Source organism: Marinobacter sp. (assembly GCF_033722195.1).
In the GTDB taxonomy this organism is placed as follows: Bacteria; Pseudomonadota; Gammaproteobacteria; order Pseudomonadales; family Oleiphilaceae; genus Marinobacter.
The window spans coordinates 19578-42157 of the sequence record NZ_JAWVZL010000019.1; the positions used below are offsets into that span (position 1 = coordinate 19578).

21 protein-coding genes are annotated in these 22580 nt (G+C 63.0%); 5 read left to right on the forward strand and 16 right to left on the reverse strand.

Annotated features, from left to right (window positions below; translation table 11 throughout):
* Positions 1–21: 21 nt before the first annotated feature.
* From R3280_RS05640 to R3280_RS05650, 3 genes are read right to left on the reverse strand one after another with little or no spacing between them, the layout of a single operon-like run.
* Entirely contained in the window at positions 22–1488 is a 1467-nt protein-coding gene (locus R3280_RS05640) for an ABC transporter permease (RefSeq protein ID WP_318997605.1), read from the reverse strand.
* A 6-nt stretch (positions 1489–1494) separates the two neighbouring features.
* Positions 1495–2145, reverse strand: coding sequence for a phosphonate ABC transporter ATP-binding protein (locus R3280_RS05645; RefSeq protein WP_318997606.1), 651 nt, complete (start codon positions 2143–2145; stop codon positions 1495–1497).
* Positions 2145–3014, reverse strand: a complete 870-nt coding sequence (locus R3280_RS05650; protein ID WP_318997607.1) for a putative selenate ABC transporter substrate-binding protein — start codon at positions 3012–3014, stop codon at positions 2145–2147. The genes R3280_RS05645 and R3280_RS05650 overlap by 1 nt, the downstream gene beginning before the upstream one ends.
* A 212-nt stretch (positions 3015–3226) precedes the next feature.
* On the opposite strand from R3280_RS05650, the gene senB reads away from it, so the two are divergent.
* Positions 3227–4231, forward strand: coding sequence for a selenoneine biosynthesis selenosugar synthase SenB (gene senB / locus R3280_RS05655; RefSeq protein ID WP_318997608.1), 1005 nt, complete (start codon positions 3227–3229; stop codon positions 4229–4231).
* On the opposite strand, the gene selD is transcribed toward senB, so the two are convergent.
* The 4 genes from selD to R3280_RS05675 all read right to left on the reverse strand — a co-directional run bounded on the left by selD (position 4192) and on the right by R3280_RS05675 (position 9379).
* Positions 4192–6462, reverse strand: coding sequence for a selenide, water dikinase SelD (gene selD, locus R3280_RS05660; protein ID WP_318997609.1), 2271 nt, complete (start codon positions 6460–6462; stop codon positions 4192–4194). The genes senB and selD overlap by 40 nt on opposite strands.
* Positions 6462–7097: a helix-hairpin-helix domain-containing protein gene (locus R3280_RS05665; protein ID WP_318997610.1), complete on the reverse strand. Its 636-nt coding sequence runs from the start codon at positions 7095–7097 to the stop codon at positions 6462–6464. The genes selD and R3280_RS05665 overlap by 1 nt, the downstream gene beginning before the upstream one ends.
* Positions 7098–7241: 144 nt before the next feature.
* A complete protein-coding gene (locus R3280_RS05670) occupies positions 7242–7634 on the reverse strand; it encodes a hypothetical protein (protein ID WP_318997611.1) in 393 nt (130 codons plus the stop codon).
* A 191-nt stretch (positions 7635–7825) separates the two neighbouring features.
* Entirely contained in the window at positions 7826–9379 is a 1554-nt protein-coding gene (locus tag R3280_RS05675; protein WP_318997612.1) for a bifunctional GNAT family N-acetyltransferase/carbon-nitrogen hydrolase family protein, read from the reverse strand.
* A gap of 209 nt (positions 9380–9588) precedes the next feature.
* Here R3280_RS05675 and R3280_RS05680 point away from each other — a divergent pair, with 209 nt between their 5' ends.
* A complete protein-coding gene (locus tag R3280_RS05680) occupies positions 9589–10164 on the forward strand; it encodes a PaaI family thioesterase (RefSeq protein WP_318997613.1) in 576 nt (191 codons plus the stop codon).
* Positions 10165–10186: 22 nt separating this feature from the next.
* Here R3280_RS05680 and recQ read toward each other — a convergent pair whose 3' ends face one another.
* Positions 10187–12028, reverse strand: coding sequence for a DNA helicase RecQ (recQ, locus tag R3280_RS05685; protein ID WP_318997614.1), 1842 nt, complete (start codon positions 12026–12028; stop codon positions 10187–10189).
* Between the two features lie 178 nt (positions 12029–12206).
* On the opposite strand from recQ, the gene R3280_RS05690 reads away from it, so the two are divergent.
* Entirely contained in the window at positions 12207–13385 is a 1179-nt protein-coding gene (locus tag R3280_RS05690) for a 1-acyl-sn-glycerol-3-phosphate acyltransferase (RefSeq protein ID WP_318997615.1), read from the forward strand.
* A 24-nt stretch (positions 13386–13409) separates the two neighbouring features.
* Here R3280_RS05690 and epsC read toward each other — a convergent pair whose 3' ends face one another.
* The gene (gene epsC, locus R3280_RS05695; RefSeq protein WP_318997616.1) at positions 13410–14429 is read right to left on the reverse strand and encodes a serine O-acetyltransferase EpsC; all 1020 of its coding nucleotides are present in this window, start codon (positions 14427–14429) and stop codon (positions 13410–13412) included.
* Between the two features lie 181 nt (positions 14430–14610).
* On the opposite strand from epsC, the gene R3280_RS05700 reads away from it, so the two are divergent.
* On the forward strand, positions 14611–15276 hold the full coding sequence (locus R3280_RS05700) for a carboxylesterase (RefSeq protein WP_318997617.1): 666 nt from the start codon (positions 14611–14613) through the stop codon (positions 15274–15276).
* Here the strand turns inward: R3280_RS05700 and R3280_RS05705 are convergent.
* Positions 15273–16682, reverse strand: coding sequence for a TrkH family potassium uptake protein (locus tag R3280_RS05705; RefSeq protein WP_318997634.1), 1410 nt, complete (start codon positions 16680–16682; stop codon positions 15273–15275). The genes R3280_RS05700 and R3280_RS05705 overlap by 4 nt on opposite strands.
* 144 nt (positions 16683–16826) lie before the next feature.
* Between R3280_RS05705 and R3280_RS05710 the strand changes: the two genes are divergently transcribed.
* Positions 16827–17399 (forward strand): ACP phosphodiesterase, encoded by a 573-nt coding sequence (locus R3280_RS05710; protein ID WP_318997618.1) that lies wholly within the window; start codon positions 16827–16829, stop codon positions 17397–17399.
* A gap of 68 nt (positions 17400–17467) precedes the next feature.
* Here the strand turns inward: R3280_RS05710 and R3280_RS05715 are convergent, their stop codons facing one another.
* The 6 genes from R3280_RS05715 to R3280_RS05740 all read right to left on the reverse strand — a co-directional run bounded on the left by R3280_RS05715 (position 17468) and on the right by R3280_RS05740 (position 22571).
* Positions 17468–18190 (reverse strand): NirD/YgiW/YdeI family stress tolerance protein, encoded by a 723-nt coding sequence (locus R3280_RS05715; protein ID WP_318997619.1) that lies wholly within the window; start codon positions 18188–18190, stop codon positions 17468–17470.
* Positions 18191–18345: 155 nt separating this feature from the next.
* Complete coding sequence (locus R3280_RS05720; protein WP_318997620.1) at positions 18346–19218, reverse strand: diacylglycerol/lipid kinase family protein; 873 nt, start codon at positions 19216–19218, stop codon at positions 18346–18348.
* Positions 19219–19325: 107 nt separating this feature from the next.
* Positions 19326–20558: an organoarsenical effux MFS transporter ArsJ gene (gene arsJ / locus R3280_RS05725; protein ID WP_318997621.1), complete on the reverse strand. Its 1233-nt coding sequence runs from the start codon at positions 20556–20558 to the stop codon at positions 19326–19328.
* 1 nt (position 20559) lies between these two features.
* Entirely contained in the window at positions 20560–21564 is a 1005-nt protein-coding gene (locus tag R3280_RS05730) for an ArsJ-associated glyceraldehyde-3-phosphate dehydrogenase (protein WP_318997622.1), read from the reverse strand.
* A 31-nt stretch (positions 21565–21595) separates the two neighbouring features.
* Positions 21596–22366 (reverse strand): metalloregulator ArsR/SmtB family transcription factor, encoded by a 771-nt coding sequence (locus tag R3280_RS05735; protein WP_318997623.1) that lies wholly within the window; start codon positions 22364–22366, stop codon positions 21596–21598.
* Between the two features lie 82 nt (positions 22367–22448).
* Positions 22449–22571, reverse strand: coding sequence for a hypothetical protein (locus R3280_RS05740; protein ID WP_318997624.1), 123 nt, complete (start codon positions 22569–22571; stop codon positions 22449–22451).
* Positions 22572–22580: the final 9 nt, after the last annotated feature.

Genomic DNA, 22580 nt, shown 5'->3' on the forward strand with positions numbered 1-22580 from the left:
CCCGCCGGGCTGGTCTGAGACTCAGCAGGTGGGCATGGTCTGCAGCTTCAGTTGCCGCCTGATGAGGCGTGACATGGCATCGATGCCCAGGTTGAGCAGGGCCGTGATCAGGATCAGCACCATGGCGCGGTCGAAGTTGATGTTCTGGATCGCACTGTCGATGTAGAAGCCCAGGGTGGCGATACCGAGTATGCCCAGGATCGCGGTCTCCCGCATGATGATTTCCCACCTATAGAAGAGAAACGCCAGGAACGAGCGGTAGATTCGCGGCACCAGTTCGAACGCATAGCGGTTGACCCCGGTGGACGCATCCGGGCGCAGGCGGATGTCGCTGCTCTGGCGGCCGATCAGGTGGCCGATGATGCCGCCGTTGTGCAGCGCCAGTGCCACCGCCGCCGGCAGCATGGAGGGACCCCAGAGCTGCAGCAGAATGTAGGCCAGGATGTACTCGGGGGTGGAGCGGGCAATCACCAGGAACACATGCCCGGCAGTGCGCCGTACCGGGCCGCCGAAGTGGGTGGAAATCAGCGGGAAGGCCAGCAGTGCCAGCAACCCGGTGGCCACCAGGGCGATCTGCGTCAGCACCAGGGTGTTCCAGATGCCGGGCAGGGCCTGATTCATCATCAGGTCCCCGAACCAGCTGCCAAGCTCCGCCATCCCCTCGTTATTGCGGATTGGCGCGGGCACGATGTCCTCGGTGAAAAACCTTTCCACATTGCCCCACACGATAGGCAGACCCTCGCCCAGGAAGAAGGGCGCTCCGCCCACATACAGCGGCAGCAGTTTCGGCCGCAGCCACAGCGGCATGGTGGCGATCAGCACGTAGAACAGGATCAGCAGCGCCCCTGCCTCTGAGTAATGCCCCTGGGAGAATGCAGCCTCAAGATAGAAGCCGATGGTGGGCAGGCCGACGAAACCCAGAATGGCGCTGGAGCGCAGGCCGCATTCGATGCGGTAGGCGGTGTAGGTGCGGATCTGGCCCCAGCAGTCCGGTATCCGCGCGTACAGGAAGCTTGCGACGTTGCTGGTGCCGGGTGGCAACAGATTGCGGGGTTCCGGATCCGCCTCGTCCAGGATCTCGGAATAGACCTTGGCAAAGATGCCGGCATAGGGAATGGCGATGGCCAGTACGCCGGTGAGCGGATGGAATCCGAAAAACTGAAGAAAAATCAGCGCCCAGAAGAGCTCGTGGATGGCCCGGATGAAGGCGCAGAAGGTCCGCACCGTACGAAACCGGTACACCAGCGCCAGCAGGAAGCCACTGGCACTGCCGATGGCCACACCGGTAAAGGCGAAAGCGACGGTTCGCAGTATCGCCACGTAGAGATTATCGGTACTGAAGAAGTCCGGCGTCGCCACGCCCATGAAAAAGCGGCCAAGATCCCGCCATGGGTTGGCGGTGGTAATGGCAATGTCGGCAAACAGCAGGCACACCGCCGCTATGGCGACGAACAGCAGGCTGGTGCGGACGGTGGGCGAGGTCGGCATGATGGCTCAGTACAACGGTTGTATGTCAGCGGGGGTAAGCTCGCTGCTGGGCGCATCCAGGGCAATCTGCCCGCCCTGAATGCCGACAATCCGGTCGCAGTAGCGCAGTGCCAGCTCGACATCGTGAAGCGCGATCACCCCAGTGGAGAAGGTCTCGCAAAGCAGTTCCATCACCACATGGGCGAGCGGACCGTCCAGAGCCGACACCGGCTCGTCCGCCAGTAATATCGGCGCGCCGCTGTGAACAGCGCGGGCGATGGCAACGCGCTGGCGCTGGCCGCCGGACAGGCTGGCCACCGGCGACCACTGCTTGGCCTCGATGGCGAGCTGTTCAAGCAACGGCCCGATGGCTTCCCGGTCACGCCTGAATGGACGCACCAGCGTCAGCAGGTTGTACCAGGTTGCATGCTGGTTGAGTCTGCCCATGTAGACGTTGTGAAACACCGACAGCGCCTGCACCAGCCCCAGATCCTGGGGCACCATGGCGACACGGCCCCGGCTCTGCTGATACAGCAAGCGAATCAGGGTGGATTTGCCGGCACCTCTTCGGCCAACGAGGGCGACACGCTCGCCCTCGTTGACGGACAGTGAAAGCGGGCCCAGGACCCGCTCACCGCCGAAGGATGCCGTAATTCCGGCGAGTTGCAGTAAAGGCATCAATCCAGAATTCCGATCTGCTCAGCAACCTTGCGGATCGGCTCGTAGTCCTCATTGGATGCGGGAATGAAGGTACTGCGAGGGAAGCTCTTCAGCAACTCGGGATCGTCCAGGCTCAGAAGCGCTTCGGTGACGCGCTGCTTGAAGCCTTCGCCGAAACGCTCATCGACGTCACCGCGGATGGTCCACTGGTAGTCGGGATAGGCCGGGGTCTTGTAAATCACCTGGACCTGGTCTGTATCGATGTTGCCGGCTTCCAGCTCGGATTCCCAGACCTGGTAGCTGAGCGCGCCGACCTGATAGGTGCCAGCTTCCACCAGGCGCAGGGTACGGGAATGATTGTCGCTGTAGCCGACACGGGAGAAGATGTCGTCGGGGGCCTTGCCAAAGGCTTCGCGGATATAGAATTCGGGCATCAGGCGACCTGAGGTGGAACCCTTGGAGCCGAAGGTGAAGGTCTTGCCTTCCAGTGAGGGCTGCAGGCTCTGCATGGGCTCAAGGCCGGAATCCTTGTGGGCGATGAAATAGCTGTAAAAGGCAGGGTCTTCCTTACCCTGGGCGATGGCTTCCGAGCCGGGTACGAGGCGTCGGGCCTGGACACCGGACAGACCACCGAACCATGCCAGCTGGACCTGATTGTTACGGAATGCGGAAACTGTGGCTGCGTAGGATTTGACGGGAACATAACGGACCGGTACGCCAAGCTCTTCGGACAGGTAATCGGCAACACCTGTGAAGCGCTCAACCAGTTTGGTCTCGTCCTCGTCCGGGATGGCAGTGAAGACAAACGTCTCCTCTGCAAGGGTCACGGTTGCGGTGAACATGAGGGCAACGCCCATCACCGCAGTCCGTATGACGGAATGAATCATGATGTGTTTCCTTTGAGTGGTTTTTTTGGTTTCGGTCCCCGATCGGGAAAACCGTTGCCCAGCATACCGGCAAACGCCGCCGGGATGAACTCAGGTACGCTGTGCCTGCGCCATTGGTTCTGGTGACCGCGGGCTATTTTTGCTTTGATAGGCCAGTTGACGACCGGAACCGTATTTCTGTCACTCATCAATCGCCGGACAACCACCCAACCATGAACGCCCAGCAGCCTGCCACCCACATCACCCTCGTCACCCCGGCGCCGCCGGGCTCCCGGGCCGGCAATCGGGCCACCGCCGAACGCTGGGCGGGGCTTCTACGGCAGGCCGGATTCCGGGTCACGGTTGTGACCGAGTACCAGGGCGAGCCGACGGATCTGCTGATTGCGCTGCACAGCTGGCGCAGCCACCAGGCGGTCCAGACCTATCGGCAACACTACCCGCAGGGTCCTCTGCTGGTGGTGCTCACCGGCACGGATGTCTACCGCTTCCAGTACACGGACCCCGAGGTCACCCATGCCACCATGGCGGCCGCCGATGTACTGGTGGGCCTGCATCGCAGGCTGGCGGCGGACATCCCGGCGCGGTTCCGGGACCGGCTCCGCGTTGTCCTGCAATCCGCCGATGCGCCGGAGCGGGCAGCGGCGGAACCGCGAAACGACCGCTTTGAGGTCTGTGTTATCGGCCACCTGCGGGAAGAAAAGGATTCCCTGCGGGCGGCCTACGCGGCCCGCCTGCTTCCCGCCGAATCTGGCCTTCACTTGCTGCAGGCCGGCAAACCCCACAATGAGGAATGGCGCACCGCCGTACAGCGGGAGCTGGCCAGGAACCCGAGACTGGAATGGCTGGGGGAGCTGGACCGCGAAGCGACGCAAGCGCTGATGATCCGGGCCCGGCTGATGGTGATCAGCTCCGTCATGGAAGGCGGCGCCAACGTGGTATCCGAGGCCTGCCGTGCCGGCCTGCCGGTCATTGCGTCCGACATACCCGGCAACCGGGGCCTGCTGGGTGATGATTACCCGGGCTACTACCCGCCCAAAGACGAGGCCGCCCTGGCGGAGCTGCTGCTCAAAGCCGAACAGCAACCGGATTTCCTCCAGGAACTGACCCGGGCGGTGTCCGCCCAGGCTGTCCATTTCACCCCCGAGGCCGAGCAGGCGGCGCTGGTGGCGGCGGTCAATCAGGCCTTGAGAAGGATCGGCTCGATGGCCTCACCCTGAGGCAGCACCCGCCCGATGATGGCCGTTTCCGGATAACCCAGCGCCCGCAGTTCCGCCACACAGGCCTCGGCCTTGGCCGCCGGCACGCTGGCCAGCAGGCCGCCGGCGGTCTGCGGGTCGAAAATCAGCGGATAGCGCTCGTGGCGGACCCAGTCCGCCTGGTTGCGGATGCCCCGCCTGAGCCGGATATTGGCCGGCTGCAGCGAACTGAGGATACCGGAGGCGGCGGTTTCCTCCGCTCCCGGCAGCACCGGAATGGCGGACAGGGACAGCTCGGCGTCCACCCCGGAAGGCCGGGTCATCTCCACCAGGTGGCCCAGCAGACCGAACCCGGTCACATCGGTGCAGGCCCGGGAGCCGAACCGGCTCAGGCACTCCGCGGCCTGCTTGTTGGATTTCACCATCGAGGCCAGGGCGGAGTCGATCCAGCGGCCCCGGGCCTTAAGCTTGGCGTGGGCGGCAAACAGGGTGCCGGTGCCGATGGGCTTGGTGAGTATCAGGGCATCACCGGCCTTAAGGCCACCCTTGCTCATCACCTTGTCCGGGTCGATGTAGCCGTTGACGGCAAAACCCAGGGCCAGCTCGCGGCCCTCACCGGTGTGACCACCCACCAGGGCGCAACCGGCCTCGTTGAGCACTTCCACGGCGCCGGACATCATCTGGAACACCACGTCCCCCACCTTGGACTCGATGCCGTAGGGGACAGTCGCCACCGCGGTTGCACTCTGGGCGTGGGCGCCCATGGCGAAGACATCGCCAAGCGCGTGGTTGGCAGCAACCTGGCCGAACACATAGGGGTCATCGATGAAGGCGCGGAAGAAATCCACGGTATGAACCACCGCCTTGCCAGGCGGCACTGTCAGTACCGCGGCGTCGTCCGGGGCGTGCAGACCCACCAGGATGTCGTCCCGCTCGATGGGCCGCAGTTCGCTGAGTGCCCGGGACAGCACGGTGCTGCCCACCTTGGCACCACAGCCGCCACAGCGCATGGCCACCGCTGAAATGGCCTGGGAGGCCTCCTCGGCGTTCTGGGCCGCGGAGGTGTCGGGCAGGGCGGCATTTTCACTCATCTCGGGCAGGTCGTTGAACCTGGCCATGAAGCGCCGGTCGATCCAGTCCTTCCAGCGCCATACCAGCCGGCCCGCGACCGAGAATTCACCCCGGGACGCCACCGCGTATTTGTCGCCAGTGCTGATCAGCGCCAGCCACTTTTTCTGGGGTATGAAGGGCAGGGGTTTGCGGCCGGTGGCCTGGCGCTGCAGGTTGTCCGCAAGCGGGCGGCCCTGGCGCACGGCAAAGACACCGGCCTTTTCCCGGGGGTGGGCCACCACATTGGCAATATCGCCGGCGGCGTAAATGTTGTCGTCGGTTTCGGTCTGCAGGGTCTCCCGAACGCGGATGAAGCCGCCGTCGTCCAGCGCCAGGCCGGTATCCCGGAGCCATTCGGGGCCGCCGGCGCGGGTCACCCAGAGGACCTCATCGACATCGAAGCTCTCGCCCGTTTCGGTCACCAGGCGGCCCGGCTCAACCTGGTTCACCGCGGCGCCCAGATGCACCCTGACGCCACGCTTGGCCAGCACCTGCTCGAAGCGGCTGCGAACCTTGTCGTTGTGGGTCGGAAGAATCTTGGCAGCGGCATCGAACAGATGGAATGACAGCCGCCCCGGGTCACCACCGCGATCGGATATCTCCTTGCGCAGGCGGTGCTGCATGGCCAGGGTGAGCTCGACGCCACCGGCGCCGGCGCCCACCACAGCCACCGTCATGGGCCCCTGATGGTTCTCGAGGCGGGCCAACAGCGCCAGCCAGCGGGCGTTGAAGCCGTGAATGGGCTTGACCGGTACGGCGTGATCCTCGGCACCGGGCACATCCCGGACCTGCGGGGCCGAACCGATGTTGATGGACAGCAGGTCGTAGGGCACCGACGGCCGGTTTCGACACTGGATTCGCTGCGCCGCCCGGTCGATGCCGATGGCCTCATCACGATAGAAGCGGGCCCCGGCGAACTCCGCCAGGCGACTCAGGTCGATGTGAACCTCGTCGTAGCTGTAATGGCCGGCCACATAACCGGGCAACATGCCGGAGTAGGGGGTATGGGTATCCCGGCAGATCAGGGTGAGCCTGACGCCGGGTACCGGATGCATGGCGAAACGTTTGAGAACACCAACGTGACTGTGTCCACCACCAATAAGGACTATGTCACGCAGTACAGGCTGTTCGGTCGTTCGCATCAGAGCAGTTTCTTGGCTTCGGCGGTCCAGGACTCGGAGCCACGTACCTTGGCAAAGGCTTTCAGTTTTTCCTGCTCCTCAGCGGAAGGATTGGCAATCTGGTCGATGGTGGTGATGCCGGCTTCTTTCATTTTCTTTTCGGTGGCAGGCCCGATGCCCTTCACCATTTTCAGGTCGCTCCGGTTCAGGGGCGCGGTTTTGGCGGCCTTACCGATGGCCGTGCTTTTGGCGCCAGCCGCCTTGGCCGCGGGTTTCGGGGCGGAGGGCTTTTTGGCAGCCGGCTTTTTGGCCGCGGGCTTACTGGTGGCGGTTTTGGCCTTCGAGGCGGTCTTGGCAGCGGGCTTGGCGGCCGGCTTGGCAGCGGCAGTCGAGGCTTTCTTGGCGGTCGCCGTGGTGGTGCCGCTCTTCTCTGTGGTCTTGCTGTCCTTGTCGCCGCGGCTTGTGGGCGCAACGCCGAAGCGCTCCATCAGGCTGTCCTGGAGCTCGTGCAGTTCCTTGAGCCTGCGGTCCACCTCTGCGTTGAAGCGCTTCATGGCCTCACTGACCATGGCTTCCACCCGATCGGTGGTTTTATCGAATTCCTTGCTGACGCGTTTCACGATCTTGTCGACACTGGGCTTTTCTTTCTTGGCCATGGAGGCGCTCTCCCTTTACTGATTGGACCTGCATAATCCGACAGACAGATACCCCGACGGCGGGGCTTTGGATGACTGTCTGCAAGCGGAGTGTTATCGGGTGTCTGTTCCTGTCACGGATACTGCCACCGGCCGCCGGTAATGTCAGGCGGTCTGCCTGAGGCTGGACGGGCTGCCGCGCCGGGACCGCAGTGACTGCTTCTTGCTGAGAACCTCTCGAATCCGGTCCAGCTTCTCAGAATCCGGCGCTTTGGGTCTGGAATCGAGCCCAATAAAATCAACAGAATAGAAGAAGTTGCTGCAGTGCTTTCGACGCTCTGTCACCAGGCCATTGAGGCCGGAGGCCTGGATGTCGTCGAACGGCATGGCCATCACCAGATCCAGGGTGAGGGTGTCCCCCGGCTCGAAGACCCGGTCGGTCTTGAATACACAGCCGTACTCGTCCAGGTCGTAGAGCGCGGCCTCGATGCGTTCTTTCCGGAACAGGCCACGTTTGACGAGAAAGCGGGCCCGCAGGTCGGGAAGTGGTTCGTTCATGATCTGGAAATGTCTGGGTTGCGTCATTGTTCGGGCGGTTCCATGCCTCCGGTCGGATCAGGCCAACCGTTACTGATGGGCTGGCCCCCGTTGTCAGTGATTAAACAATAGCCAGCGTATCAACCTTTGGCAATTGTTTCAGATCAATACCCCGCACCGCTAAAGCGCGGCCTCAAGACACCCTGCGGGCATCAGGACCCTTTGTCTTCGTCCGTCGTAGCGCTGAAATTGGGTGTGACCGCATAGAGGTCCACCCGGCGATCCTTGAGATTGTTCACCGAGCCTTCGCTGCGGACCAGCTTGAGCTTCTCCAGGTCCAGGTCGGAAAACATGATCATTTCCGTATTGGGTGTGGTTTCCGCCATCACCGCGTCGTGGGGGAAAGCGAAATCCGACGGGGAGAATACGGATGACTGAGCGTATTGGACGTCCAGGTTCTCCACTTTGGGCAGGTTGCCCACGCTGCCGGTGATCACCACGTAGCATTCGTTCTCGATGGCACGCGCCTGGGCGCAATGGCGAACCCGCAGATAGCCGTTCTTGGTGTCGGTCCAGAAGGGCACGCAGATGATGTCCACGCCCTCGCTGGCGGCGATACGCCCGAGCTCCGGAAATTCCACGTCGTAGCAGATCATGATGGCAACCCGGCCGGCGTCGGTCTCGAACACCTTGAACCGGTCACCGCCCTCGATCACCCAGTCCCGGCGCTCGTGGGGGGTGATGTGGACCTTGCGCTGCTCGTCGACCCGGCCGTCGCGATGGCACAGGTAGGAGACGTTATAGACCCGGTCGTTCTCCAGCAGAGGCATGGAGCCGGTGATGATATTGATGTTGTAGCTGACCGCCATTTCCGACATTTCGTTGCGGAACTGCTCGGTGAAACCGGCCAGGAACCGGATCGCCCGGGTCTGGTCCAGCTGATCGGTCAGGCCCATCAACGGCGCGTTGAAAAATTCCGGGAAGAGGGCAAAGTCGCTTTTGTAGTCCGACAGCGCATCGACAAAGTACTCCACCTGCTTGAGCACCTCCTCGACGGAGGTGAACTCCCGCATCTGCCACTGCACCGCGCCCAGGCGGACCTGGGTTTTCTTCACGTCCAGCACCGAGGACGGCGGGGTGTAGAGGATGTTGTTCCACTCCAGCAGAGTGGCGTAACCCAGTGATTTCTCGTCTTCCGGCAGGTATTTGTGCATCAACCGGGTGACCTGGAAATCGTTGGACAGCTGGAAGGTGAGGATCGGGTCGTAGATTTCCTTGCGATCCACCCGCTCGATGTACTCGGCGGGCGAGTACTGGTTGGCGTACTTGTGGTAGTTGGGAATGCGGCCACCGGCCAGGATCGCCCGCAGGTTCATCGACCGGCAGAGTTCCTTGCGGGCCTCGTAGAGCCGGCGCCCGAGGCGGTAGCCGCGGTAATCCGGGTGGATGAAGACATCCAGGCCGTACAGGGAGTCGCCTTTGGCGTTGTGCCAGATTTTTTCGTTGCGCAGTATCAGGTCGTCATAGGTGTGGGGGTTGCTGAAGCGCTCATACTTCACCAGCACCGTCAGAGCTACCGCAATCAGCTCGCCGGAGTCCTCGATGATGATCTGGCCGTCGGGAAACTGCTCCACCAGCTCCTTGATGGTTTCTCGCGGCCAGGCGCCGCCGATGTCATCGTAGATCCGGTCCATCAGGGTCTTGAGCTGGGGGTAGTCTTCCAGGGTCAGGTTTCTGAGGTTCAGGTGCAGTTCTTCATGCGCCATATAGCGGCAAGCTCCTTACGATGCAGGGGCCGGGCCCGAGGACCGGCCGGTATCGGTTGGCCCCGCAACCCTGGCGGTCGCGACACCCGAAAACCTGATTTTAGCAGAACCCGGCCCCGAGTTCGCGGCGAACAAGCAACTTGACCGCAGCCGGCGCAGTGATAATCATGGCCGCAAACCGGCATCGGCAACCTGAAAGGAGACAGCGAATGGCATTGATGGATCGGGTAATTGGCGCAACCGGCCAGTGGCTTGCAGGCGTGGATCCGGACGCCACCCTGGCGCGGCCATTGGCCTGGGCCCGCAAAACCGGCGGCTACGCAGCGGTGAACCGGGTGATCGGCCTGTCGATTCCCTTCGCCACTCGCAATGGTTTTGCCGTGGAGGAGGTCCGGCCGGGCTATGTGCGGGCGAAAATCCGCCTCAAGGGCAACAAGAACCACTTCGGCAGTCTCTATGCCGGTGCCTATTTCCTGGTGGCGGAGATTCCCGGCGGCGTGTTGTCGCTTTTCGATCTGGGGCCCGCCTACACCCCGATCCTGAAGGAAATGACACTGCAGTTCCTGGCGCCGGCCAACAGCGACGTGACCGTGGAGTTCACCCTCGCCCCCGAGACCCTGGAAGCCATCAAGGCCGAGGCCGACACCACCGGGCGGGCGGCCTTCTCACTGGAAGGCTACCTGTACGACAAGGAAGGCCAGCATGTGGCCACTTCGCTGGCTCACTACCGGGTCCGGCGCAAGGGCTTCCAGGCGGACGCGGCCAAGGCAACGGCACAGCCGTAACCACGGCGGCCGCCCCAAGCCTTCAGGCCGGCGTGCTGTCCAGATCCGCCAGGGCGGCCAGGAAGGCCTCACCATAGCGTTCCAGTTTGGCAGCGCCGACGCCGTTCACTTCAGCCAGTTCCGCCAACGAGGCGGGCCGGCGCTCCAGGATCTCGAACAGGGTGGTGTCGTGGAAGATCACGTAGGGCGGCACACCCTGTTGATCCGCCAGGGCCTTGCGGCAGGCCCGCAGCGCCTCCCAGCCGACCGGATCGGTGACCCGATCCTGCACCTTGCCCCGGGCAGCCGACTTCTTCGCCACCGGGTCCTTGCGCAGGTCCACCCGCACCTCTCCCTTCAGAAGCGGCCGGCAGCTTTCGGTGAGCTGTAAGGCGCCATAGCCCTCCGGGTCGGCCCGCAAGTGGCCGTTGGCCACCAGCTGGCGAAACACCGATTTCCAGTCGGCGGCGCTCATATCCGCACCGATACCAAAGGTGGACACGGCCTGGTGGCCGGACTGGCGGATACGCTCGTTGTCCACGCCCCGCAGCACATCGATCAGGTAGCTGACCCCGAAACGCTGGCCGGTCCGGAATACGCAGGACAGCGCTTTTTGCACCGCCACGGTGCCGTCCCAGGTTTGAGGTGGGTTTAGGCAGGTGTCGCAGTTGCCGCAGGGGTTCTCAAGGGTGTCGCCAAAATAGCGCAGCAGCGCCTGGCGTCGGCAACTGGTGATTTCGCACAACCCCAGCATGGCATCCATTTTCTGGCGTTCCAGACGCTTGAAATGGTCCGAGCCCATGGAGCCCTCCAGCATCTGGCGCAACTTGATGACATCCTGCAGGCCGTAAACCATCCAGGCGGTGGAGGGATTGCCGTCACGGCCGGCGCGGCCGGTTTCCTGGTAATAGGCCTCGAGGCTCTTGGGCAGGTCCAGGTGGGCGACGAAGCGCACATCCGGTTTATCGATGCCCATGCCGAAGGCGATGGTGGCGACGATGATGACCCCGTCTTCCCGCAGGAACCGCTCCTGATGACGGGCCCTCACTTCCGGCGGCAGGCCGGCATGGTAGGGCAGAGCAGTATAGCCCTTGCTGTGGAGCAGTCGGGCGGTGGCCTCCACCTTGTTGCGGGACAGACAGTAGACAATGCCGGCATCGCCCTGATGTTCCGCTTTAATAAAGTCCACCAGCTGCTTGTTGGCATTGGTTTTTGGCGCGATCCGATATTGGATATTGGGGCGGTCGAAGCCGCTGATGAAATGCCGCGCTCCGGTCAGCGACAGGCGCTCGGCGATTTCCTTGCGGGTGCGCTCATCGGCGGTTGCGGTCAGGGCGATGCGGGGCACCTGTGGAAACTCTCGGGCAAGGATGTCCAGGCCCAGATAGTCGGAGCGAAAATCATGCCCCCACTGGGACACACAGTGGGCTTCGTCAATGGCGAAAAGGGACACCGACGCCTGGTGCAGAAGATCCAGGGTGCGGGCCTGCAGCAGGCGCTCGGGTGCACAGTAGAGCAGGTCCAGCTCACCGGTGAGGAGGGCGTTCTCGGTTTCCCGGGCCTGGTGCATGTCCATGGTGGAATTGAGGAACGCAGCGCGTACCCCCAGCTGCTGCAGGGCCGCCACCTGGTCCTGCATCAGTGCGATCAGCGGCGAAATCACCACGCCGGTGCCGGGGCGGACCAGGGCCGGCACCTGGTAGCACAGGGATTTGCCGCCGCCGGTGGGCATAAGCACCAGGGCATCCCGGCCGGCCACCACCTCCTCGATGATCTCACCCTGCAATGGCCGGAAATGGTCGTAGCCAAAAACCTGCTGCAGAACGGTTTCCGGGGCCTGCCCGGCGTTGGCGGGGCGCTGTCGGCTCAGTTGCTGGAAATCCATACGGGGCTGTATTGTCCTGTTGTGCGTCGGTCGGCTTGTCAAAGTGATCGCTATGGTAGCAGAATCCACCGCCGGACGCGGCTCACATCGAGTTGGGCAGAGTGCCGGGTAAAGAGGTACACTAAAGGGCGTTTTTGACGCCATCTGGCCCGAAAATTACCAAAACAACAGGACCCGCATGCAGGAATTTGACGCCATCCGGCCCTACGGAGACGCCGAAACCCAGGACGCCATCGCCCGCCTGCTGCAGGATGACGGGTTTCTGGACATGGTGGCCAGATTCAAATCACCCACCCTGAGCCGATGGTTCCCCGGCCTGGTGCGACGCCAGGTTCAGCGCTGGCTGAAGGAGCGCTTCGGCGACGCCACCACCATCGAGGATATCCAGGGCCGGCTGTCCACCTACGTGGGCCAGCTCGTGGACAACACCACCACCCGGGTGACCTGCTCGGGCCTTGACGCCCTGGATCCGGATCGGGCCCATCTGTTCATCTCCAACCACCGGGACATCGTCTTCGACCCCATGGTGGTCAATTACCTGCTGTTCACCCGGGGCTTTCACACCACCCGCATCGCCATCGGTGACAACCTGCTGCAGAACCGGGTCTTTGCCGAACTGATGCGGCTCAACAAGAGTTTCGTGGTGCGCCGCAACATTCCCAGCCCGCGGGAGATGCGGGATGCCTACCTGACCTTGTCGGCGTTCATCAATCACAGCATCGACACCAACGAGAGCATCTGGATCGCCCAGCGGGAAGGCCGGGCCAAGGACGGCATCGACGGGACCGACCCGGCCATAACCAAGATGTTTTACATGCACCGCAAGAAAAGCGGGGAAGGTTTTGCCGAGGCCATGAACAAGCTCAATATCGTGCCGGTGTCCATTGCCTACGAATACGACCCCTGTGACGCCGACAAGGCCCGGGAACTGGAAATCCGCCAGCGTACCGGCAGCTACACCAAAGCGCCCAACGAGGACAGCGACCAGATCGTCAAGGGTCTTACCGGATTCAAGGGCCATGTCCACGTGCATTTCGGCCAGCGCATCGCCGAGGCCCCGGACAGCGCCCGGGAACTGGCGCAGATGATCGACCAGGACATGCACACCCATTACCACCTGCACGCGTCCAACCTGGTGGCCTACAACCAGCTCGCGGTACACCCGGACGCCCACGAGCTGCCGGAGCGCTCCCGGGATACGGTGGTGACGGCGGAGGCCTGGACCCCGGCGGAACTGGAAGCGGCGGAAGCCGAGATGAACCGCCGCCTCGAGGCCTGCGATCCCGCCTACCGGCCCTTCCTGCTGGCCATGTATGCCAATCCGGTGATCAGCGCGCTCAAGGCCAGAGCGGACTGACCATCCGCTCGGGCCCGTTCGAGGCTATTTCTTGCCGCGGGTGGAGATTTCCAGGCAGTCGTCGGTAACGCAGTCCCGGGAGTTGCGGGAGGAGGCCTGGGAGATCTGGCTGTTGGCCGGCAGGCTGCGGGTCAGCCAGACATTACCGCCTATCACCGTGCCCTTGCCGATGGTAATCCGGCCCAGGATGGTGGCACCGGCATAGATCACCACGTCGTCCTCCACGATCGGATGCCGTGGTTCGCCCTTCTTCAGCGACCCGCTCTCATCTTCCGGGAACCGCACCGCACCCAGGGTGACGGCCTGGTAGAGCCGGACCCGGTTGCCGATGATGGCGGTCTCACCAATCACCACACCGGTGCCGTGGTCAATAAAGAACTCCTGGCCGATGGTGGCGCCCGGATGAATGTCGATGCCGGTGGCGGAGTGTGCCTTTTCCGAGATGATGCGGGCGATCAGCGGCAACCCGAGCTTGTAGAACTCGTGGGCGACCCGGTGGTAAATCACCGCGTAGACGCCGGGGTAGCAGATCAGCACCTCGTCGACGCAGGTCGCCGCGGGGTCCCCGCGATAGGCGGCGGTCACGTCCAGGTCCAGGGTCCGGCGGATCTGCGGCAGGCGCTCGGCGAACTGGCGCACCGCCTGCAGCGGATCGATGGAGGTGGCGCCGTTCTTTTTATAGTCCACCTCCAGGGCCACCTGGGTATGGAACACATTGAGCACGCTGTTGAGCATATAGCCCACGTAATGATCCTCACCTTCCTTGTTCAGCTCCGGTGGTCCCAGACGCATCGGGAAGAGAATGCCGCACAGGGTATCCATGGCTTTGTGGATGGCGGCGTGGGAGGGCAGTTCCCGGCTGCCCAGCTCCAGCTCGCGGCCATGACGCTGGCGCCAGTCGTGGCGGGCCTCGCGCAGGCCGTCGATGACCTTGTTCAGGTGCCAGTCGGTGGTGTGTCGGCGAGGGCTTGCCGTGACCGGCGCCTCCGCGGATGTGGCGGTATCCCGGAGGCCGGTGTCGGCCACCTGGTGAACGTTCGTCATTACGCGTCTCCTGTCATTCTTCTGCGTCCCTCGTTCCCTCAGGAAGAACAAAGTCGGCTCATGCCCCATGGTAATCCTTTCCGGAGGTTTCATCGACTGCACGGCCGGGGCAACTGCGGAACCTGCGCCGATACAGTACAATCGAGGCCATTTCCGCCCAATGAACCAAGTGAGGGACTTTGTGAGCATTCTCAAGTGTGTCGAAATCGAAACCGGGCCGACGCCCGACGCCAGCGTGATCTGGCTGCATGGCCTGGGGGCCAGCGGTCATGACTTCGAACCGGTGGTACCACACCTTGGCCTGCCGGAAGGCGCCGCTGTCCGTTTCGTCTTCCCCCATGCACCGATGCTGCCGGTTACCATCAACGGCGGGATGCGGATGCCGGCCTGGTACGACATCAAGGCCATGGACGTGGAACGGGCCATCGACACCGAGCAGCTGATGCAGTCAGCGGAGGCTGTCAACCGCCTGATCGAGCGGGAAGTGGAGCGCGGCGTCGCCACCGACCGGATGGTGATCGCCGGCTTCTCCCAGGGCGGCGCCGTGGCCTACCAGGTGGGCCTGAGCTACCCGGAACCGCTGGCCGGCATCCTGGGCCTGTCCACCTATTTCGCCAGCGCCAAGACCGTGCAGCCGTCAGCGGCGAACCGCAACATCCCCATCAAGATCTACCACGGCATCCACGACCCCATGGTGCCGGAAGTGCTGGGTCGCCAAAGTGTCACCACTCTGACTGAGATGGGTTACAAACCGGAGTACCAGACCTACCCGATGGACCACAGCGTCTGCATGGAGGAAATACAGGACATCGGGGCCTTCCTGCGCAAACACCTGAAGCTGGATTAGCCTTTCCAGAAGCCAGGAGAGACCACCACCAGCACACTGAGCAGTTCCAGCCGGCCGGCGATCATACCGAGGCACAGAACCCATTTGGCGGCGTCCGGCAGGCTCTGGAAGGTACCTGCCGGCCCGATGATGGTTCCCAGCCCCGGGCCCACGTTGGTCAGTGAGGTGAGGGCGCCCGACAGGCTGGTGATAAAGTCCAGGCCCAGCAGGGACAGCGCCAGGGTACCCACCAGCAGGCAGACCAGGAAGATGAACGCGTAGGCGATCATGGAGGCGATGATTTCGTCGCTGACCGCACGACCGTTGAAGTTCCGTGTCAGCACCGCACGGGGGTGGAGCAGACGCTTGAACTGCTCACGCAGCACCATCATGGACAGCTGGAAGCGGAAGATCTTCATGCCGCCACTGGTGGAGCCGGAGCAGCCCCCCACGAACATCAGGAAGAAGAAGGCGGCAAAGGCGAACGGCCCCCAGAGCTGATAGTCCTGGGACGCATAGCCTGTGGTGGTGATGATGGAGGTTATGTTGAACAGCGTATGGGCGAAGGTGCTGAACGGGTCGCCGTGTTCGTTGAACCAGCGGAACAGGGTCATGGCCGAGGCCACCACCAGCACCAGCAGCAGGAAGGCACGCACCTGCTGATCCCGCCACAGCACCCCGTGCTGGCCATTGAGTTCACGGACGTACAGGAAGAAGGGCAGCGCTCCGAGGACCATGAAGACCGACGCCTCGATCAGGATCAGGTTGGAGTCGAATTTGCCCATGGACTGATCCGACGTGGAGAAGCCACCGGTCGCGATGGATGTAAGGCCGTGGTTCAGCGCGTCGAAGAAAGTCATGCCAGAGGCCCAGTAGGTCAGCACCGCCACCAGGCTGAAGGTGATGTACACCAGCATCAGGCCGCGACCCAGGGTCTTCATCCGCGGCAGGGCCTTGTCGGTCCACTCCGACGACTCGGTGGTGAACAGCCGCATGCCGCCGATACCGAGGAAGGGCAGTACCGCCACGAACATGCCGATGATGCCGATGCCGCCGATCCACTGCAGAACCGACCGCCACAGCAGGATATCCGGCGAGGTCTGGTCGAGCCCCGTCAGCACCGTGGAGCCGGTGGTGGTGATGCCGGAGATGCTCTCGAACAGGGCATCGGTGAGGGACAGGTTGAGATTGCTGAAATAGAACGGCAGCGCCGAGAACAGGGAAACCAGCAACCAGCTGCCCACGGTCAGGATGAACATGGAGCGGGGTTTCAGGTAGCGGGAGTGGCCCCGGGTCAGGATCAGGCCCAGCACGCCCAGGGTCAGCGAGAAAATCGCGGAGTTGATGAACGCCACAGCGTTCGGGGCTTCCGTGAAGAACACCATGAGCACCGGAAGTGACATGAAAATGCTCAGCAACACGAGCATAATGCTGGCAATGTAGGTCACCGGTGATAGGTCTTTCATTCTGACAGGGTCACTTCAGCAGGGTCAGCCTTGAAAAACCGGTAGGTTACTCTCACAGTGCCACAAAATCGACACTCATGCGTTAAAAAACGGAGGTGCGACCGGTTGAACCACCTCGCTCACCTGTACCTTTCTCCGCCCTCCATGGAGGCCCGGGTCGGCAATCTGCTCGGTGACTTTGCCCGGGGCCTGGACCCCCAGCAGTTGCCGGCGGAAGTTCGCCGGGGCCTGGAAAACCATCGTGCCGTCGATGCCTTCACCGACCAGCACCCGGATGTACTGGCGGCAAAGCGCCTGTTCTCCAGCAAGCGCCGCCGTTTCGCCGGCGTCGCCCTGGACATCCTGTTCGATCATTACCTGCTGCGACACTGGGACGCCTTCGCCAATACCCCCAAGGCCGAGTTCATCGACAACGCCTATCGGGACCTGGCGCAGGGCCGCTATCTGATGCCCGAAGCCATGGCCCGGGTGACCAGACGGATGATCGAGGATAACTGGCTGGAATCCTATGAGGACCTGACAAACATCGGCTTCGCCCTGGACCGGGTCGCCGGTCGGATCCGCTTTGCCAATGAGTTTGCCGGAATCATCGAGGAAATCAGACCGCTGGACGCGGCGCTGGAGGCGCACTTCCTGAGTTTCTTTCCGCAACTGCGGCTGTATTTTGCGCCGGAGTAGAGAAGGGCGGTACGGCTCATGCCATACCGCCCCAGTTACTTCCTGATCAGATCAGGCCCCCATCGCTGTCAAAGCACCGGCTTGGGCTGGGTGGCCGGCGCCCGTGGATTGGGCCCATCCCACGGCTGGTCGATGCCGTAGCGGCTGTTAACGCGAATGACGACGGCATCCGCATTCATCTTGCCCAGCTCGAAGAGGTCACTGGACAGGGTGCCCTGGACCGTTACCCGGTCACCGACGCGCACCGCGCGATCACGGAGGCCGGGATTCTTGAGCGGGTTGTAGTCCATCCGGGAAGTGTCGACGGTGAACGCCTGAAAACCGGTATTCAGCGTGAACACCCGGTCGTCAATGCTGTCCACCCGGCCGGTGACGGCCACATCGCCCACATTGACGGACTGAGCGGAAGCCAGATCAACGCCTACCATGGATTCTTCATCCGCGGCGCTCTGCTCGAAACGGATACCCAGATTCGGCAGGTAGACACTTTTGGCCTCAATGGTGGCGGTCTCTTCGATATCACGGTCGACACGACCGTATACCTTGACCTTGTCTCCTTCCAGGACGTTACCGGGCTTGTTGACCTTGTGCCAGTCGTCCATTTCCACGCGGACAGTGCCGGTGCCGTAATCCAGCACGAAGCTGTCCTGGGCGTCAGCCTTGGCGACCGTACCGCTGACGGCAACTGTGGCATTGTCCGGGTTCTGTTGGGCCTTGTTCGCCGCCAGGGCGGGAAAGGCCGTCAACATCGATACAATCGCGAAGCTGAACAGAATGCGATACCCCATCATTCGTGTCTCCTTGTTGGCTGTATTCGAGTGACTTGACGAAAGATCGCCAGCACTTACCTCTTATGTGTAGACAATTTCTCCAGTATCAACCGCTGAACGTTTTTCAGTCAGCGGCTGGCCCGAGCGGACAAGTAGCGGGAGTGTTGCGTTTAACGTCAGAAGGGACGCCAGAGGCCGGCGCTGACCACTTTCAGGGCGCCGCCGTCGCATTGCACGTCGACCGGACTGTGGCCGGCTTCTTCGCCGTCGGCGGTCACCAGTTTTTGACGGTGGGGGCGAATCCGGCACCACCGGCTTTTCAAGTGCACCACCGTGGACTGACTCTGGATCGGCAGCCGCAGCAGTCCAACCGCAAGGTAGGTGGCGATGAGCCTCAGGCGGGAGCGTGGCCGGACCGCCACGATATCCAGGCAGCCGTCATCAATGCGGCTCTCGGGAATCTGGTTGCCGCCGCCGTAGAAGACACCATTCGCTATGGCAATCGAGAGCCAGCGCCCGCTGAGCCTGGCGTTCTCACCCTGAATGTCGGCGTGGAAGCCCCGGTGGACCCAGAGCCTGCGGATGAGCACGGCGCCGTAGCTGAACCGGCCCAGCAGGCGCTTGCTGCGGTCATCCGCATCCCGGGTCGGCCAGGTGCCAAGACCTATGTGGGCCACGTTGAGGAACAGCCGCTGATTGAGCCAGGAGACGTCCACACGCTGGACGGGGGCCCGGTACATCAGGCGGCAGAGTTCGATGGGATCGTCCGGCAGGTTCAGGTGACGGGCAAAGTCATTGGCGGTGCCGGAGGGCAGTACGCCGAGGATGGCGCCGGTTTTCAGAGCCAGGCTGGCGGCACGGTTCACCGAGCCGTCGCCACCGGCCACGAGCAAGCGGTCACCGGCTTCCACCCGGTCGGACCAGGAGGTGTCGGTCAGGTCGCAGTCGGTCCAGCTGCTGAAACCGGCCTCCCGCAGCTGCGCCCCCCAGAAGGCCGCGTTGCGCTCGCCGGAGCCGGATCTCGGATTCGTGATCAGCCAGGTGTGCATCCGGGTGTGGCTCTCCGTCGCAGACTACTGTCGGTGGCAGCCTCGAGGTGCTGACACTCAGCGTCATGAGGTTAGCACGGGCCCGGAGTGACCCTGTAGTGTCGCTACTACAGAATCTGCTCCTGATCAGCTGACGCAGGCGTGGGGCCTGCGGCCTCGGGGAGCCGTGCCACCGCCCATGTGGCCACCAGGAGCATCAGCGAGGAGACCCAGAGGCAGGCTTGGATGCCGTAGACCTGGAAGATGGCCCCGGAAAGCAGGGTGCCCAGTAACCTGCCCATGGCGTTGGACATGTAATAGAAGCCCACATCCAGCGATACGCCATCGGCACGGGCCAGGCTGACAATCAGGTAACTGTGCAGTGAGGAGTTGACGGCGAAGAGTGCGCCGAACAGCAACAGGCCGCCCACCAATACCATCTGGGGCGAAATACCGGTGCCCAGCGCAAGGGCAATGGTGGCGGGGATTATGGTCAATGCCCCGGCCCAGAGAGCCGCTGAGCCGCGCCCGGGCAGAACGTCCGCCCTGCGATGGGTCAGGGTCGGGGCCAGGGCCTGGATGGCGCCGTAGCCAATGATCCATAGGGCCATGAAACCACCGACCCGCCAGTAATCCCATCCAAATGCGGTGTGCAGGTAGACCGGCAGGGCCACCACGAACCACACGTCCCGCGCGCCGAACAGGAACATCCGTGCCAGAGACAGAATGTTGATGGCCCGGCTCTTGGACAGGATGTCCCGGAACTTGGGTCTGGCCTTGCTGCGGCCCAGCTCCTGGCGCAGCAGCACCAGGCTGGCCAGCCACACCAGTGCCAGGACCCCGGCCATGATGACGACCGCGCCCTGGAATCCTGCCAGCATAAGCAGCGCGCCGCCGAGGAAGAAGCCGACGCCCTTTAGGGTGTTCTTGGAGCCGGTGAGCAGGGCCACCCATCTGTAGAGCCTGCCCTGTTCACTGCCGGGCACCAGCAGCTTGATACCACTCTTGGCCGACATCTTGTTGAGGTCCTTGGCGATACCGGACAGCGCCTGGGCCGCCATCACCCAGGGCACGGTCAGCATCGCCGCCGGTACCGTCAGCATCGCCAGCGCCAGAATCTGCAGAAACAGGCCGATGTTCATGGTGCGGTTCAGGCCCACGCGGGCCCCCAGGTAGCCACCCACCAGGTTGGTCACCACCCCGAACAACTCGTAGAACAGGAACAGCAGGGCGATTTCCAGCGGCGAATAACCCAGCTGGTGAAAATGCAGCACCACCAGCATGCGCAGGGCGCCGTCGGTGAGGGTAAAGGCCCAGTAGTTGCCGGTGATGATCAGGTACTGGCGAACCGCGGCATCCATGTCAGGCGGCACCCACCTTGCGGGCCAACTCAACGGTACGGTTGGCGTAGCCCCACTCGTTGTCGTACCAGGCGTAGAGCTTCACCTGGGTGCCGTTGACCACCATGGTGGAGGGCGCGTCTATGATGGCGGAGCGGGGGTCGGTCTTGTAGTCGATGGACACCAGGGGCCGCTCCTCGTAGCCGAGAATGCCCCGAAGCGGTCCCTCAGAAGCCTCCCGCAGCAATCGGTTGACGGTGTCCCGGTCCGTTGCCTTCTCCACCTCAAACACACAGTCGGTAATCGAGGCGTTGGCCAGCGGTACCCGCACAGCGTGGCCATCAAGCCGACCCTTGAGCTCCGGAAAAATCTCGATGATGGCGGTGGCGGAGCCGGTGGAGGTGGGGATCAGTGAACTGCCGCAGGCACGCGCCCGGCGCAGATCCTTGTGTGGCGCATCCAGGATGGTCTGGGTATTGGTCAGGCAGTGGATGGTGGTGATGGAACCGTGACGGATACCCAAAGTCTCATGTATTACTTTAACAACCGGAGCCAGGCAGTTGGTTGTACAGGAAGCTGCGGTCACGATGCGGTGGCTGGACGGGTCGTACTCGTGATCGTTGACGCCCATGACGATATTCTTGGCACCGGCTTCCTTCACCGGCGCCGATACCAGCACCCGCCGGACACCCTGTTGCAGGTACGCCTCCAGCAACTGCACCGACCGCATCCGGCCACTGCACTCCAGCACCAGGTCACAGCCGGACCAGTCGCTGTCGGCGATGGCCGTGTTGGCGCTGACCCGGATACGGTGACTGCCGATCACCAGTTGCTCGCCGTCGGCGGTGGCCTCGTGATGCCAGCGGCCATGCACGCTGTCGAAGTTGAGCAGGTGGGCCAGGGTGGCCGCATCCGCGCCCGGGTCGTTGATGGCGACGAACTCCATGTCCGGCCAGTCGAAGGCCGCCTTCAGGGCCAAGCGCCCGATACGCCCGAATCCGTTGATGCCGACTTTGAGTTTGGTCATTCCTTGTCTCCGTTTTTCAGGAAGTGATGGGTCAGGCGCAGTCCGCGCGGTTGGGGCGTTCAGGCATGGCGGCCAGACGGGCCAGCATGGGCTCGAGTTCACTCCGGTTCTCCTCCCGGGCGGCTCGCAGGGTGGTGATCACCCAGTCCGGCAGGGCCGGGTGCAGGCGGTAGTAGATCCACTGGCCCCGGCGCTCATCCTCCACCAGGACCTGATCACGCAACTGCCCGAGATAGCGGCTGATACGGGGCTGGGACAGCGCCATGGCTGCGGTGAGTTCGCACACGCAGAGCTCTTCCTGCTGCTGGATGAGCAACAGCGTCGCCAGCCGGTTGTCGTCCCCCAGGGCCTTGAAGATGCCCGCCGGGGAATACCGGACGGGCCGATGGACGGCCTTCTGGTGAACCATCACGAACAGGCCGATGCGCTCACGAATCTCCTTCATGACCATGGTAAACGTGGCCTGGCGGTTACCGGGCACCGGATCCGGGAAGTCCCAGGCGATCATCTGGCCCATCGAGGGCAGGGGCCCGCACTCCCGGGCCGCCTTGTCGCACAGTGTGATGACGTAATCCCAGTGGCCGCCGGTCATCGCCTGCAGGGACTTGCTGTAAAGGCCATCTACCGGCAAACCGGCCGCTGTCAGCGCTTGCAGGGCAAGGGGGTGAGGCGCGCCAGGCTGGGTGCCGGCGCTGGACACTTCGAACTGCTCCCCCGCCATATCCCTGAGGATGGCTTCCGCCATCAGTGAGCGGGCGCTGTTGGCGGTACAGACAAACAGGACACGACGGCGGTTTTCCATCACGGGCCTCAAATATGCCGTTATCGGTATATGCGGGAAACAGAATATACGAGAAAGCGAATACAGGGAAGTCCGACCGGGTTCAGATGGAGGGCGCCATGTAATCCGGACTGATGCCGGACCGGCGGATGCGCGCCAGTAGATACAGACCCTTGAGTGAGCCGTGGTCGGATACCAGTCGGCCCAGACCGATGATGACCGCCATTAGCGGCGC